This window comes from Anaerospora sp. (assembly GCF_032013335.1).
Classification (GTDB): domain Bacteria; phylum Bacillota; class Negativicutes; order Sporomusales; family DSM-15969; genus Anaerospora.
In genome coordinates, this window is sequence record NZ_DALZUO010000039.1 from 1 (window position 1) to 14914 (window position 14914).

The 14914-nt window shown below is 44.2% G+C and carries 13 protein-coding genes; 10 read left to right on the forward strand and 3 right to left on the reverse strand.

Translation table 11 applies throughout. From position 1 onward, the window contains the following. Positions 1 to 377 precede the first annotated feature (377 nt). The 3 genes from RTR76_RS19710 to RTR76_RS19720 all read left to right on the forward strand — a co-directional run bounded on the left by RTR76_RS19710 (position 378) and on the right by RTR76_RS19720 (position 3153). Positions 378 to 662, forward strand: coding sequence for a GNAT family N-acetyltransferase (locus RTR76_RS19710; protein WP_312524200.1), 285 nt, complete (start codon positions 378 to 380; stop codon positions 660 to 662). Positions 663 to 885: 223 nt separating this feature from the next. Beyond that, positions 886 to 1725: a pirin family protein gene (locus RTR76_RS19715; protein ID WP_312524202.1), complete on the forward strand. Its 840-nt coding sequence runs from the start codon at positions 886 to 888 to the stop codon at positions 1723 to 1725. Positions 1726 to 2073: 348 nt separating this feature from the next. Next, positions 2074 to 3153, forward strand: a complete 1080-nt coding sequence (locus RTR76_RS19720; protein ID WP_312524204.1) for a Xaa-Pro peptidase family protein — start codon at positions 2074 to 2076, stop codon at positions 3151 to 3153. A gap of 50 nt (positions 3154 to 3203) precedes the next feature. On the opposite strand, the gene RTR76_RS19725 is transcribed toward RTR76_RS19720, so the two are convergent. Then, complete coding sequence (locus RTR76_RS19725) at positions 3204 to 4640, reverse strand: amino acid permease (protein ID WP_312524206.1); 1437 nt, start codon at positions 4638 to 4640, stop codon at positions 3204 to 3206. A 436-nt stretch (positions 4641 to 5076) separates the two neighbouring features. Here RTR76_RS19725 and RTR76_RS19730 point away from each other — a divergent pair, with 436 nt between their 5' ends. Together RTR76_RS19730 and RTR76_RS19735 are read left to right on the forward strand one after the other, a co-directional pair. Next, positions 5077 to 5493, forward strand: coding sequence for a heme-binding protein (locus tag RTR76_RS19730; RefSeq protein ID WP_312524208.1), 417 nt, complete (start codon positions 5077 to 5079; stop codon positions 5491 to 5493). 111 nt (positions 5494 to 5604) lie between these two features. Further along, complete coding sequence (locus RTR76_RS19735; RefSeq protein WP_312524210.1) at positions 5605 to 6156, forward strand: flavin reductase family protein; 552 nt, start codon at positions 5605 to 5607, stop codon at positions 6154 to 6156. Between the two features lie 114 nt (positions 6157 to 6270). Here RTR76_RS19735 and murI read toward each other — a convergent pair whose 3' ends face one another. After that, entirely contained in the window at positions 6271 to 7044 is a 774-nt protein-coding gene (gene murI / locus RTR76_RS19740) for a glutamate racemase (RefSeq protein WP_312524212.1), read from the reverse strand. A gap of 376 nt (positions 7045 to 7420) precedes the next feature. Between murI and RTR76_RS19745 the strand changes: the two genes are divergently transcribed. The 5 genes from RTR76_RS19745 to RTR76_RS19765 all read left to right on the forward strand — a co-directional run bounded on the left by RTR76_RS19745 (position 7421) and on the right by RTR76_RS19765 (position 13413). Further along, complete coding sequence (locus tag RTR76_RS19745; RefSeq protein WP_312524214.1) at positions 7421 to 7732, forward strand: hypothetical protein; 312 nt, start codon at positions 7421 to 7423, stop codon at positions 7730 to 7732. 137 nt (positions 7733 to 7869) lie between these two features. Beyond that, positions 7870 to 8706: a sirohydrochlorin cobaltochelatase gene (locus RTR76_RS19750; protein ID WP_312524216.1), complete on the forward strand. Its 837-nt coding sequence runs from the start codon at positions 7870 to 7872 to the stop codon at positions 8704 to 8706. Between the two features lie 37 nt (positions 8707 to 8743). Then, positions 8744 to 9523 carry an ABC transporter ATP-binding protein gene (locus RTR76_RS19755; protein WP_312524219.1) on the forward strand — a complete coding sequence of 260 codons (780 nt, stop codon included), beginning with the start codon at positions 8744 to 8746 and terminating at the stop codon, positions 9521 to 9523. After that, positions 9523 to 10260, forward strand: coding sequence for an ABC transporter permease (locus RTR76_RS19760; protein WP_312524222.1), 738 nt, complete (start codon positions 9523 to 9525; stop codon positions 10258 to 10260). The genes RTR76_RS19755 and RTR76_RS19760 overlap by 1 nt, the downstream gene beginning before the upstream one ends. Positions 10261 to 10467: 207 nt before the next feature. Continuing rightward, positions 10468 to 13413: a PEP/pyruvate-binding domain-containing protein gene (locus RTR76_RS19765; protein WP_312524223.1), complete on the forward strand. Its 2946-nt coding sequence runs from the start codon at positions 10468 to 10470 to the stop codon at positions 13411 to 13413. An 85-nt stretch (positions 13414 to 13498) separates the two neighbouring features. Here RTR76_RS19765 and gdhA read toward each other — a convergent pair whose 3' ends face one another. Beyond that, positions 13499 to 14854, reverse strand: a complete 1356-nt coding sequence (gdhA, locus tag RTR76_RS19770) for an NADP-specific glutamate dehydrogenase (protein WP_312524226.1) — start codon at positions 14852 to 14854, stop codon at positions 13499 to 13501. Positions 14855 to 14914: the final 60 nt, after the last annotated feature.

A 14914-nucleotide genomic window follows, 5' to 3' on the forward strand; every position in this document is an offset into this window, starting at 1 on the left:
TTGCAGGGCTTGAGGGCTTTTTTTCAGTGTAGTGGGAAAATAGGTGGATATTAAAACGCATAAGGAGTGTATTGGATTAAAGCAGGTTAAAGGGTACGTGAATGTCCGCGTGGCGTCGGCGGGAAGGACAGTTGGGGACGTTCCTGTTCTGTCACTAACTGGAGTTGCTCGATTGCTCCATGGGCTTAAGCTTGCGAGAAGCTGCCAGGACGCATTGAAGGAAATCGCTAAGATTTGGAGAAAGAGAAGGTTAACTATATGGTGGAATGCGGATATCAAAGTTGCTATGAAGAGACTAGACCATAAGAGTTACCTCTACTTGGTAATCATCCCTAGAAGTGTGAATTAGATTCTTATAAAGATAGGAGGTGTGAGTTTTGTTAACTGTTAAAAAAGGAAGCAAAAGTTTTTATGTGGGAGAATCGGAATCAGCCCCGCTGGCAGAGATGATATTTTCCACAGACAAAAATATAATTACTATTGAACATACTTTTGTATCTGACGAGCTCAGAGGCCAAGGTGCCGGCAGGCAGCTGCTGCAAATGCTGGCTGACTGGGTCAGGGCGGAGAATAAAAAGATAGTTGCTGTGTGTCCGTTTGCCAAGAAGGAACTAACCAGAAGCACGGAATATGATGATGTATTATACCATTTCCCCAACTAGGCCTGGTCATATCCGAATACCCGAACATTAAAAGTGAGTTTGAAGCAGAAGTTACTGTACTGGCAGTTGTGAGAAAATAATCGGCCGAATTGATTATTTAACACTAGTGAAAGTATCGAAGAAGAAAACAACGGCTCTGCCTGACAGAAGGTGAATTTTAATACTGGCAGATGGAGCTATCGGTAAGACTATTACTGCCTTTTAACTGATAAGGAGGTTGGCGATGAACGAACTCAGAACTATCCGCAAAATTGTGACAGGAAAACACACTGTGGACGGTGCCGGGGTCAAACTAGTGAGAGTAATTGGTCATGACGACATAAAAGAGTTTGATCCTTTTCTTATGCTGGATGCCTTTGATTCGGTGGACCCTAATGACTATATCAAAGGTTTCCCCTGGCATCCGCACCGTGGTATTGAGACGATTACTTATCTTATTCAAGGTGATATTGAACACGGAGACAGCCTGGGAAATACGGGCAGGATTTTAACTGGAGAATGCCAGTGGATGACGGCCGGCTCTGGAATTCTTCATCAGGAAATGCCACAGGCCAGTGAGAGGATGCTGGGGATTCAGCTCTGGCTCAATCTGCCGGCGAAAGATAAAATGGTGTCTCCCCAATATCATGGTATACGTAAAGAGGACATACCGGTGATTGATGAAGGAGACCGGCGGGTACACATCCTGGCCGGAGTATATGACGGAAAAACCGGAGCCATGCAAGGCAGCTATTGTAAACCTCTGCTGCTGGATGTAGAAGTGAGTGCCGGGGCTGAGTGGAAACTGGATAGTACAGAAAATACAACTTTGTTTATTTATATTTTTCAAGGAGCGGGAACCTTTGGCAGCGATAGGTTAATTCCGGCCAAGCATGCCGTATTATTTGATGAAACAGGCACCTTCCTGGTAAGAGCCTCCGATGAGGGAATACGGTTTTTCCTTATGGCCGGCGAACCGCTGCAGGAACCCATTGCCTGGGGAGGTCCAATTGTTATGAATACCCGGGAAGAATTGCAGCTTGCTTTTCAGGAATTAGAAGAAGGCAAATTCATCAAATCCTGAAAATAATTGACCTGCCGTGGTGGCATGTCCATTAAAGATTTTTAAGCTAGGGGGACCAGATGGACAGTTGGGGACGTTCCTTTTTTGTCACAAAAAGTTGTCAAAAAAGGAACGTCCCCGCTGTCACTATCGTTATGAGGAGAGAGAAAAATGGCAGTTGTAAAATGCACAAAATGTGGAAAAGTGTTTAACACAGAGGGAGCAATATTGAAGCCGGTAGGCGATGGTGGATATTTAGAATGTTGTCCTAAATGCGGAAGCACGGCTGTATATTCTGTGTCTGATTTTCAAAATGACGATGACAGATTGTGGGAGGGATATTAGAAAATATCCAGGAAGGAGATTATTATGAATCAGAAAAGAATGGAACAGGTATTAAAGCGAATGGCAGACGCAGGTATTCCTCAGATGCTGGTTTGTGACCCTGCGTCCATTTTCTATTTGGCAGGCGAGTGGTTCAGCCCGGGAGAACGGTTATTAGTTTTGCTGTTAAGCTGTGAACAAGGACCTCAATTGATTATAAATGAATTGTTTCCAGTGCACCATGATCTTGGTATGCCAATAATACGTTATGCCGATATAGACGATCCTGTTAAGCTGATAGCTGGCAAGTTGAATCCGGCTAAAGCAATAGGGATCGATAAAAAATGGCCGTCCCGCTTTTTGCTTCACTTGATGGAAGTAACAGGTGGAAACGGACGTTACCTGAATAGTTCCTTTATCCTTGATTCGATGAGGATGATTAAGGAGAAGCAGGAAATTGCCCTTATGCGTGAAGCTGCCGGTAGTAATGATCAGGCGATGGCAGCACTCGTGAAGCTATTACCGGCAATGCATACAGAAAAGCAGCTGGGACAGCTGCTGCTTGATATCTATGAAGAGCTGGGCACATCAGGGTTTTCTTTTGCGCCTAATATCTCTTTCGGAGCGAATGGCGCTGATCCTCACCATAAGATTGATGATAGTCGGGTGAAAACTGGTGATAGCATTGTCATTGATATAGGTTGTCGCAAGCGAGACTATTGCTCTGATATGACACGGACTTTTTTCTTCCAATCCATTACAACCAGAGCAAGAACGGTCTATGAAACTGTTTTAAGTGCTAATAGGCGGGCCATTGATCGGATAAAGCCCAATGTCCGTTTTGCAGAAATTGATGCTGCTGCCCGCGACTATATTACCGGTAAGGGGTTCGGGAGATATTTTACTCATCGTACCGGGCACTGTATCGGGTTAGACGTACATGACTGGGGAGATGTTTCGGCCGCCAACCAGGAATATGTAAGGCCAGGTATGATATTCTCTATTGAACCTGGGATTTATTTACCAGGGGAATTAGGGGTACGTGTTGAGGACCTCGTGCTGGTGACTGAAAGTGGCTGCGAGTTATTGACGCATTATGATAAAGAATTGAAAATCATTGAATAGAAAAAGGCTGGCAGGCTCAAATTGAGCCTGCCAGCCTTTTAAAATGATGGTTATCCTGAGATCTTTTTGTTAACTGACTTGGCAATGCTAGGAAGGAGTAACCCTAAGCCCAGCAGTATGAAAGGTGTTAACAGATTCAATGAAATTTGGAAATACCACTGAGATGTATACGCGGTTATGCCCTTCGGGAACATACCCATAATGCAGGCAAAAGCGGTAAAGATAAAACACCATAATCCAAAGCCGAAGGCAACCTTAGAGTTACGAATGAAGTGATATTCGGAAGTGAAGCGGTCTGCGATGCGACGCAGCGCCATATAGGCTACAAATACCCAAAGATAGCGCATCGGCATGACGATAGAATTGAGATCAAGCAACCAGTTATAAAGGTCATTCATATTACCAATACCTAAGGCAGGAATGATAATCAGAATGCCGACCAAAACGGCAGTTAGCTTGTAGCCGTTAATGGGTGCTCCAAACTCATTAGTTTTGGTAAGTGCCTGGGGAATGTATTTTGCCTCGGTTTCAGCCAACATGACCTTTAGCGGTGCATCAATAGAAAAGACTAGCGCCGATGCTTGACCGACAAACTGGGCGAAGGCATAGAGGATGAGGAAGAGGTTTCCAACACCATAATACTGACCAAGCATTTGGAAGGAGTAATATTGACCATTCATTTTGAGGTCTTTGGGAATGTTGTTAGAATCAAACATCATACCCATTGCCAGTGAGCCGAGCAGGGCTGATAAAGCGACCAGAACGGCCAGGATAATCATACCGCGAGGGAATTCCTTGCTGGCGTTTACTGTGTTGTTCACGTAGGGTGATATCTTTTCTGCACCACCCACCGCAAACACGAGCATAGAAATTGTTGTGAAATAGGTGAAATCAAAATTGGGGATAAAGGTGTCCCAGCCCCAGTTTGTTGTTGCAACTGATACGCCGCGAATTGCAGGTGCAGCCAGCATTAAAATAACATATAGAAAAGACATAACCAGCATCGAGGTTCCTGCAAGCATTCCAATCCGCTTTAGCGAATTTATGCCGCGTGACGCAAACCAAAGGAAGAAGAAAAATAAGGCCAAAGTACATAATTGCAATACCATTGGTGAAAACATTTTGGTGAAAGAGCCGTTTTGCAGTACACCCCAGCCAAAAGCAACTAAGATCATCTGGGGTTTCTGCGCCAGATAGGGAATGTGGACCACCCAGTAAGTCCAGCCAGCGAAGTAAGCAAACCTAGGTGAGGTGGTGAGCCGAATCCAAGTGCTCACTCCCGCCTTTCCATCTTTGAAGGTAGAGCCAAGCTCACCTACCATTAAGGCATAGGGGATAAAGTACAGAGCGTTAATGAGAATCCAAGAAACGATGACTTTTAGACCCTGGTTGGCAAAGTTATTGACAACATTGCCGAACCCCCATACCATAATGAAGGCCATGATAGCTAAGTTGTACCATCGAAGATTTCTTTGACTTTGTTCCAAAGTAAAACCTCCTTTTTATTTGTATACACTCATAGTGAGTATCCACTATGAGTGTACACTACTAGTATAATTTGAAAAGGTATATAGCACAACTAAAATACAAAAAATTACAATTCGCTAAAGAAGCAGGTGGATGGTACTTGCATTGTCAGGCCATTTTCAATGTGGCATATTATGGTGCATTTTTTGGTACTGAACTATTACTGGAGGTGCCGGAAACGGGGGATAAGGATAATGTTTCACCGCAAACGAGTCAAAATAGTGCTAAGATACGCCGAGCGGCCTTGTCTAGGCCTGAACATCGATAATTGAATATTTTGTTATTTAACAAAGGGATTTCCAAATGACAAGCAGAAAAAGGATATGATTCTGTAGAAAGCTCTTACCGATAATGTCTGTATACCGAGGCAGGCAATAAAAATAGGAGAGTGATCGTATGGCGTACATAACATTGGAAATAGCCGAAGAGCTGGCCCGACAAGCACTCGGCAAGGCAAGGACTGAGTTTGGCAGGCCTATTTGTGTGGCTGTCTGTGATGGTAATGGTGAAATGGTATATTTTTCGCGGATGGACGGGGCTCCTTTGCGCAGCATTGCTATCGCCCAGCAGAAGGCCTATACGGCCGTTCGGATGGGAGTGTCGACGGAAGCTTTTCTGGTAAGACTGCAGAAAGAACATATTGAGATTGGATACTTTTGTGATGGCCGGTTTACTGCCCTGCCCGGTGGCCATCCAATCAAAAATGCTGACGGTATTGTCATTGGTGGTATAGGGGTAAGCGGACTAGCAGCCTCCGAAGACCATGTCATTACCGAATGGGTGGCACTGGCGGCGAAAATACAGACTAACTAGCAAACGGCGACAAGGCTTACCGCCATAGGTAGCGGTAAGCCTATTGTTTTTTGATGCTGTATAAAATCATTGCTGTAACAAAAGCTAGTAAAGAAAAGGAGCGTGCCGACAATGAAAAAGAAACTAGCCAACATCCCCTTTGGGCCATATATTACTGTGTTAGCAGGAGCGATTGTTAATGGAAAGCCGAATTATGCGACTCTTGGAGCTTACGGGGTTGTAAGTCAAAGGCCGGTATTGTATATATCATTAAAGAATTCTCATTATACTACAGCCGGTGTGAGAGATACCGGTTACTTTAGCGTTAATATTCCTTCCGTAGATTTGATTGAAAAAACCGATTACTGCGGAACTGTCTCCGGCCATAAGGTAGATAAGTCTCAGATTTTTGATTCCTTTTACGATGAAGCGGGCAATGCGCCTTTAATAAAAGAATGTCCTGTCAATTATTTGTGCAAAGTCATACAAACGATTCCGATTTTTGATTTTACAATGTTTCTGGGAGAGATTGTCGCTGCCTATGGCAATGAAAACTGCCTGGATAATGGAAGCCCCGATGCCTTAAAAGTAAAGCCAACAGTAATGATGGCCGCTAGTTATTTTGGTTTACACGATAGAGTGGGATCAGTATTCAAAGCATGCAACGGCAGCAAACAAAGTTGAATTTGTACCCTCAGCGGCAAGAATAAACAGACTCCTATCAAAACGGTGGGTTGATAGGAGTCTGTTTGTCATTTCGGATTACCTTGCGCTGCCGAGCGAGGTTGGCGAACAGCGTTATATCGTATGCAAGTAAGTCTGTAATATTTTTTTATAATCAACATCACTTGGCGGGAGTTCACCATCTGTAATGACAAATTTTATTTTATCATCTACACTAGGGACGATTCCTTTTTGCTTTAATATATCTGCCAGGTGAGTAATAGTTCCGGCACTTCCATCGAAAAAAACAGTTTCTTTAGTAAAGAATTGCTGCAAAATCTTATTAAATAAGGGGAAATGGGTACAGCCAAGAACAACGGCACCGTAATCTTGTATTGTTAATGCTGCCAATTCCTTTTGCAAATACTCTTGTACTTCTGCAGTGTCAAACTTGAACTGTTCTGCAAATTTTACCAGGCCGCCTAATGCCATGGTATCAACCATTTCTGTGGCATCAAGCCGTTGAACTAATTGATGAAATTTTTCTTCCCGTAAAGTAAGACTGGTTGCTAATACTAATACCTTTTTACCTTGTTCTTTACAATAAGTAACAGCAGGTTTTACGGCAGGTTCCATGCCGACAATCGGGAAGCTATAATTCTTCCGCAATTTCCCAATAGCAACGCTTGTTGCTGTATTACAAGCAATTACCACAGCATCTACTTTAATTTTAGCCATATAATCCATACCGTTTTGAACGTATTGTTTAACTTCATTTTTTGTCTTTTCGCCATAAGGTAAATGCTCAATATCGGCGTAGTAAATGTATTCAGCAAATGGTAGTATGTTTAAAGCGTGTCCAAGAACTGTTAAGCCGCCGATACCAGAGTCAAAAAATCCAATTTTCATTTTGATCCCTTCTTAGTTTAAATTATTGTATTATATTAGCATGAACAAATCCTTCAAAATATAGAACGCCGATTTTAAAAGTAGTGACTATATAATACCATAAACTAGCAACCGTAGAAATTTTGAGGAATTAGCTGTCTACTTCTACAAGGTATTAATTCTTTCCTCTCGTCGCTGTTCCTTTTAAAATTTAAATTTTAGGCTTGCTGGAATGTAAAAGTGGGAGGCTGTTGACTCAGCGAGTCGTTCGTGTTATCCTTGGCATCGTTAGAGGTAGTAATATTTATTGAAAATCATTATCAATAATGATAGAATGGATATGATGAAAATGTGCCTATTCTACGTTTTCAGCAATTGAGAAGAGGAAGTGTTAACTATGTGTATGTCATGCAATGAAACGTCTCAAGTTTTTTCTGTTGAAATAGTTACCCAAGAACCTGTTAGCAATAATATGGATTTGTATAAAGAGATTGCTCAGCGCTTATTTCAAAATAAGGTTATATCCCTTATTAATGTTGGCAACAATCGTGCTTTTGTCGCGAATGAAAAGCAAATCTTTGGTTTTGAACTTCATTTAACGAATCGTCATAATCCAGCGGATGTCAATTTGTCAAATGTGGAAAAGGCACTTGACGGGATTTTGACGCAGTTTGACGGATATTCTGAAATGCAGATAAAACTAAATTAATAGCAATAGGATAGGAAGAACCGTATTATCGGTGCGGAAAAGTGGGCTCAAATCCCAGTATATGCGGGTTTGAGGTCCTCTTTTTTATGCGTTTCTGGCTGTAGCAGGAAAACAAACAGAAAATTGGAGGATGAGTCATGACGCAGACTAGTGAATCGCTTGATAAAAAGGCAATTTTAGTAGTTAGCTTTGGTACCATGTACCCCGATACCCGTAAAGCCTGTATAGAAAGTCTAGAAGAAAAAATGGGCGCTGCTTTTCCCGGATATAAGGTACGGCGGGCTTTCACCTCTCGCATGATTACGCGCCGTCTGGCAGAGCGAGACGGCATTATTGTTGACAATGAGCGGCAAGCTCTAGAACATCTGTGGGCAGAGGGGTTTAGCGAGGTTTATGTTCAGCCGCTGCATATCGTTGCTGGCGAAGAATATGAGAAGATTCGTGGTATTGTCAATGTATATACGGATGCCAAAAAATTCCGCCGTCTGGAGCTGGGAAGGCCGTTGCTTTATTATATGGGTCAGGAAGCGCGTCCAGATGAACCGGATGACTATCTGGCGGTGATCAAGGCACTTGACGTATCAGCTGGCACAGATGAAGCAGTGGTTTTCATGGGGCATGGCGGCCGTCATCCTGCCAATGCTGCTTATGCCGCATTGCAGTTAAAATTACAGGATGCGGGTATGCAGAATGTATTTGTCTATGCTGTGGAGGGGTATCCCTCTCTTGAGCGGGTAATTAGTCAATTGAAGGCAGCCAGTATCCGAAAGGTGCGGCTTCAGCCGTTTATGCTGGTAGCCGGTAACCACGTCCGTAAGGATATGGATGGAGATGATAAAAATTCGGCGAAATCTGTTCTGACCGCAGCTGGTTTTGCTGTAGAGATAAAGCGGAACAGTCTGGGCGAGAACCCGGCAATTCAGGATGCGTATGTCCGACATATCAAGGATGTCATGGATAAGCCAGCCAAGTGAGGCTGCAAACATATTAAGTTTGAATGAGGAGAATGACATGCAACAAAAATTGATAAAATTCGTAGCTTCTGATCCGGCCTGTGCTCTAAGCCTGTCTGGAGTGACGAAACGCTGCGGCGAACATACACTGCTGGATAATATTTGCTTACATGTCGATGGTGGGCAAATTTTTGGTCTGCTTGGCCCAAACGGTGCGGGGAAGACTACGTTGATGAAAATTGTTGCCGGACTGGTGCGGCCGACTGCTGGTACGGTCAGCATCTTCGGTATTGACACTGCACAGCAGACAGCACAGCTGCGGAGACTTGTCGGCATTGTGCCGCAGGACTCCAATCTGGAACGGGAACTGACTGTAACCGAGGCGTTAACTGTTTATGGTCGCTTATTCGGACTGCAGTCTTTGCGCGAACGAGTGGAGGAAACTATCACCGCCTTTTCGCTGCAGGGAATGCGCGAGAAGCGGGTAGGAAGGTTGTCGGGAGGCATGATGCGCCGTGTCCTGATTGCAAGAGCTCTGTTGCCAAAACCACAGCTGCTGCTGTTAGATGAGCCGACAGTAGGCCTTGATCCTGATGTCAGGCAGGAAATTTGGCAGATCATTCAGGGATTGGCAGCAGCAGGCAAGACCATGCTCTTAACAACTCATTATATGGAGGAAGCGGCCAGACTTTGCGCTAATATTGCTCTGCTCAAGGCAGGACGACTGGCACTGGTAGCAACTCCTGATGAAATCCAGCAGCGTTATGGTGGTGCCGCCAGTAATGAAGAAGCGCTGGAAGCATTATTTATTCAATTGGCGAAAGGAGAAATCAACTGATGGGCTGGTACGCGGTATATTCTAGAGAGATGCTGCTGCTTTGGAAAAAAATCGGCCGCATGGGTTATGTTTTTCCTTCTATTATTTCACCTTTTATTTATTTCTTTGCATTTGGCCTGGGGCTGGGCGGCAGAGTCAGCGTTGAAGGCGGCTATCTGCCCTTTCTTGCTAGCGGCATTATCGGGATGACAGTCATGACGAATGGTTTTCAGCAGACGGCTTCCTCTATCAGCGCCGGACGCTTATATTTTCGCCATTTCCACAGCTTGGTTCTCAGCCCGGTATCCCATGTTTCCGCGGTTTTCGGCGTTGTCCTCGCCGGCATGAGCCGCGCTGTTATCTTTGGCAGTCTAATTCTGGTTGTTGGCTTTATTTCTTTTGGTATCGGCATTAAGAGCAGTGCCTGGTTCGCCGGAATTTTGCTAGGTGGTTTCTGCTTTAGTTCACTGGGATTGGTCGTGGGCATGCTAGTCAGGCAAGTAGATGACATTTCGTTGGTGAACAGCTTCTTTATTACTCCAATGACCTTTTTTGGCGGCTCATTTTTTCCCATACAAAATCTTCCTTCGTGGCTGAGTATTTTAGCCGGGTGGTTTCCGATTGGTGCGATTAATACTTTGCTGAGAGCAAGTGCCTGGAGCGGCGAAGCGGTGGAAGCAGCAGTGATCCTGGCTGGTTTGGGCGGCGTATTTTTTGCCGTTGGTGTTTATCTCTATTCTCACTACAGCGAATATTAAGGATACTACGAAGAAAAGGTAATTATGCCGATGGCATAATTACCTTTTTTGTATTGTTATAGCTATCCGCAAAGGTTGCTTTACGAAGCCTGAGGTTATCCGCTTTTTTACATCATGCTAAATCCAATGAGAAGATACAAAGTAGTGCTGATTTAGGATATACTGAAAAGAGAAGGCTTAGCTGAAAAGTTTCAGGGGGGCGGGATTATGGATAAATTTGTTGACATGAAGACCCGGTTTTCGGGTGTTCATGACTTGATGAAATTCAGGGTTACAGAAATACTGCTGATATCTACTGAGTATGATGCATATATCCTGGAAGAAGACGGGCAGCTGGTCGAGCAAATTTACCATCAGTTCAATGACCTAAGTATCCCGATCATACCCCGGATTCACTGGGTCGACAATAGTGACGATGCTTTCGAGGCATTGCAGAATACTACAATCCACTTGATTATCACGATGTCACGTATTAGTGATTTGAGTTCATATGAGTTTGAAGCAGCAATCCATGAAGCCTATCCAAGCATCCCGATTGTTATGCTGTCTTACGACCGGCTGACTCCGGACATAATTGCGAGAATCCGGCAAGTTAGCTGCATCAACAGGGTGTTTCACTGGTCGGGGGATAATAAGGTACTGCTAGCTATTATTAAATATATTGAAGATCAGCAAAATGTGGAAGCTGACAGCAAGCTGGGAGTTCAGGCAATCCTGGTTGTCGAAGATTCGCCACTCTACTATTCGCAGATTTTGCCAATTATTTATACGGAGATTTTGACGCAGACCAGGTGCCTGTTGCTGCATGCGATGAATGTCAGCCACGGTTTATTGAGAGTTCGCCTTAGGCCAAAGATTCTTCTTGCCGAAACTTACGAGGAAGCAATGGGACTATTGGCCACTTATCGCCATAATTTACTTGGGGTAATTTCCGATGTAAGGTTTCCAAAGAATGGGGTAATGAACCCAGCCGCTGGTTTTGAATTGGCTGAACGCGTACGGGAAATGATTGCTGATGTTCCGTTTCTATTGCAGTCGGAAGAATTGGAAAACGCCGAAAAAGCCAACGCGGCGCATTTACGCTTTTTAAATAAAAACTCATCTCACCTCATGCAGGACTTACGAAATTACATTCTGGAGGACTACGGTTTTGGTTCCTTTGTATTCCGCTATCCCGATGGCAGAATCATTGATGAAGCGACTGATATTACCAATCTGGAACGGATAATCCGTGACCTGCCAGATGAGAGCCTATACTATCATGCTTCAAACTCGCATTTTTCGCGCTGGTTGCGGGCCAGGGCTGAAATAGAAATCGCGGATAAACTGCGGTTTGTGTCTCCGGGATCTATAGAGAATATTTCGGTTATCCGGGCTTATATTCTGAAGGTGTTGAATGATTATTTTTTACGATATCAATCAGGCTTGATTCTTGACTTTGAGGGGCTTTCAAAAAAAGATATGGACAATGCCTTTATTAAGCTGGGGACAGGTTCTTTAGGTGGAAAAGCAAGAGGAATTGCTTTTATGAATACGATGATTGCCAAAGCCGGCATGGCAGAAAAATACGAAGATATTACGATCAAGGTACCCCGTTCGTTTGTTATTTGCAGTGATATCTTTGAAAAATTTATGGCAGAGAATGAGCTGTATTCCTTTGTTGCTGGCAATCCAACAGAAGAGGAAATTGCACGCCGGTTTTTGGAATGCGATTTGCCGGCTGCCACGCAAGAAAACCTGCGTGTCTTAACGCAATATATAAATTGTCCGCTTGCAGTCCGATCTTCAAGCATTCTGGAAGATTCGAGAATACTGCCGTTTGCTGGTATTTACCACACTTATGTAGTACCCAATATTCATATAGATCCTAAAGTGCGATTCAAACAGCTTTCTGATGCAGTTAAACTGGTATATGCCTCTGTGTTTTACGCGGCTCCTGTACAATATGCCAAAAATGCAGATATCCGGATTCAAGAGGAAAAAATGGCTGTACTCATCCAACAACTGGTGGGCGAACTCTATGGTGATCTTTATTATCCGGCTATTTCCGGCGTAGCCCAATCGTATAATTTCTATCCGTATTATCCGATGAAGCCGGAAGAGGGAACAGTGAGTCTTGCCCTGGGCTTAGGTAAGGCAATTGTAGAAGGAGAACGGGTACACCGCTTTTCACCAGCGCATCCGAAGCTGAATCCCCTCATATCAACTCCTGATGAGTATCTGAGGAAGGCGCAAAATGCGTTCTATGCTGTGAATCTCAGAACTTCCGCCGATATCTCAGTGCGGGCCGGTGAAGACTATATCTACGAGAAGCTGCCAATTTCTCAGGCAAGCAGGGATCAATCGCTGGAGTATACTGGCAGTACTTATTCGGCTGAAGATGACTGCATATACGATAATATTCATAGAGCAGGACCCAAAATAGTAACCTTTGCACCTATTCTTAAATACAATAGACTTCCGCTGACACAAATTATTCAAGATTTAATGAGTTTAGGGGTGAAAGCGTTTGGGACAAATGTTGAAATCGAATTTGCCGTAAATATACCTAAAGATAAAAGCAAACCTAAGGAATTCAACTTCCTGCAAATTAGGCCAATGGTTATCGGCAAGGAAGCGCTGCAGGTTACTGTTGACCAAGAGCGGGATTCCTGGTGTTTTAGCCAGCGAACGATCGGCAATGGATTTTATCAAAGCATCCAGGATATCATTTTTGTTGATCCCAGAACCTTTGAATTGAGTGAAAGTGTACAAATTGCCAATGAGATCGGTGAGCTAAACAGTATGCTGGCAAAGGAAGGCCGCCGCTGCATTCTGATTGGCTTTGGACGAATGGGTACAGCAGACCGGTGGCTGGGTATTCCACTGGCATGGGAGCAAATGTCCCAGGCTCAGATTATTGTGGAGGTCGATACGAAAGAGCTCCGTCCGGAGCCTTCGCTGGGAAGTCATTTTTTTCATAATTTAACCGCCACGAGTATGGGCTATTTCCATATACAGTATGACAATGAAGAAAAGGGTAAGCTTGATTGGGAATGGCTGTTCAACCAGCCGGTCCTGCGGCAAACAAAATATGCAAAGCTGGTGAGAAGGGAAGCGGCCATAGAGGCCAAGGTCGATGGGAGAAGCTTTAAAGGGATTATCTACAAATAGAATCATGAAGCTCTAAGTAAAAGGGGATATTCGGCCCATTCGGGTTCGAATATCCCCTTTATTTCTAGCAGGAAAGCATACTGACCTATACTATGCCTTGTGCTGCCATTGCTTCTGCGACCTTAATAAATCCGGCAATATTGGCGCCGATGACCAAATTATCCTTATGACCATATGCTTCTGCAGCCTCGCTGGCATTTTTATAAATATTCAGCATGATCGTTTTTAGTTTTTCATCGACCTCTTCAAAGGACCAGGCAAGACGCATGCTGTTCTGTGTCATTTCCAGACCGGAGACGGATACCCCGCCAGCATTCGCAGCTTTTGAGGGACCCACATACACGCCGCTTTCCAGAAAATAATCAACTGCTTCATTTGTACAAGGCATGTTTGCGCCTTCACAAACAAATTTTACTCCGTTAGCGACAATTACCTGGGCATCTTCAAGATGGATTTCGTTTTGTGTGGCACAAGGAATAATGATATCAGCTTTGACGCCCCAGGGCTTCTCGCCGGGATAGAACTTGACGCCGAATTTGTCGGCATAGTCTTCAACTTTGTCGCGGCAGGAGGCTCTCATTTCGAGCAGATAATCAATCTTCTCACCGCTGATACCATCAGGATCATAAATGTACCCATCGGGGCCGGAAAGAGTAACAACTTTGCCGCCTAATTCGGTAACTTTTCTGACTGTACCCCAGGTAACATTGCCGAACCCGGAGACGGCAACAGTCTTGCCGTGAAAGGAGGTGCCTTTTGATTTTAGCATTTCCTGGCAGAAATATGCGATGCCAAACCCTGTAGCTTCCGGACGGGCCAGGCTGCCGCCATAAGAGATGCCCTTTCCGGTTAAAACACCATTTTCATAGTTGCCTTTTATTCGCTTATACTGCCCGAATAAGTAACCAATTTCTCTACCGCCAACCCCTAGATCACCTGCGGGTACATCCGTATTAGGGCCAATATAGCGATACAGCTCCGTCATGAAGCTTTGGCAGAAGCGCATAACCTCTGCATCGGATTTGCCTTTGGGATCAAAATCTGATCCACCTTTGCCTCCGCCCATCGGTAAGCTTGTTAATGAATTCTTAAAAGTCTGTTCAAAGCCAAGGAATTTAATGATGCTGACATTTACTGAGGGGTGGAAACGCAGGCCTCCTTTATAAGGACCGATTGCGCTGTTGAATTGGACCCGGAATCCGCGGTTTACTCTTACATTGCCAGAGTCATCTACCCAAGGTACGCGGAAGATAAATTGCCGCTCCGGCTCTACGATTCTTTCAACGATTCCCAACTCAATATATTCAGGATGTTTATCAAGGACATCTACCAAAGATCCCAGTACTTCTTTGACTGTTTGGTGAAATTCAGGTTCGTTTGCATTTCGTTCTACAACTCGTTGATAAAGCTCGTCACAGTACTTTTTAGCATGAATAGCCATACACTCAACTCCTCCTAATTTTGTACATAAGGCTCGTTTTCCACAGTGTAAATGGAACTG

Excerpts from the sequence above, each read along its gene's own strand:
- murI (WP_312524212.1), bottom strand. The coding sequence starts at position 7,044 with ATGAAAATTGGATTTTTTGACTCTGGTATCGGCGGCTTAACAGTTCTT.
- RTR76_RS19745 (WP_312524214.1), top strand. The coding sequence starts at position 7,421 with ATGTGTATGTCATGCAATGAAACGTCTCAAGTTTTTTCTGTTGAAATA.
- RTR76_RS19720 (WP_312524204.1), top strand. The coding sequence starts at position 2,074 with ATGAATCAGAAAAGAATGGAACAGGTATTAAAGCGAATGGCAGACGCA.
- RTR76_RS19760 (WP_312524222.1), top strand. The coding sequence starts at position 9,523 with ATGGGCTGGTACGCGGTATATTCTAGAGAGATGCTGCTGCTTTGGAAA.
- RTR76_RS19735 (WP_312524210.1), top strand. The coding sequence starts at position 5,605 with ATGAAAAAGAAACTAGCCAACATCCCCTTTGGGCCATATATTACTGTG.
- RTR76_RS19755 (WP_312524219.1), top strand. The coding sequence starts at position 8,744 with ATGCAACAAAAATTGATAAAATTCGTAGCTTCTGATCCGGCCTGTGCT.
- RTR76_RS19730 (WP_312524208.1), top strand. The coding sequence starts at position 5,077 with ATGGCGTACATAACATTGGAAATAGCCGAAGAGCTGGCCCGACAAGCA.
- RTR76_RS19750 (WP_312524216.1), top strand. The coding sequence starts at position 7,870 with ATGACGCAGACTAGTGAATCGCTTGATAAAAAGGCAATTTTAGTAGTT.
- RTR76_RS19765 (WP_312524223.1), top strand. The coding sequence starts at position 10,468 with ATGGATAAATTTGTTGACATGAAGACCCGGTTTTCGGGTGTTCATGAC.
- gdhA (WP_312524226.1), bottom strand. The coding sequence starts at position 14,854 with ATGGCTATTCATGCTAAAAAGTACTGTGACGAGCTTTATCAACGAGTT.
- RTR76_RS19715 (WP_312524202.1), top strand. The coding sequence starts at position 886 with ATGAACGAACTCAGAACTATCCGCAAAATTGTGACAGGAAAACACACT.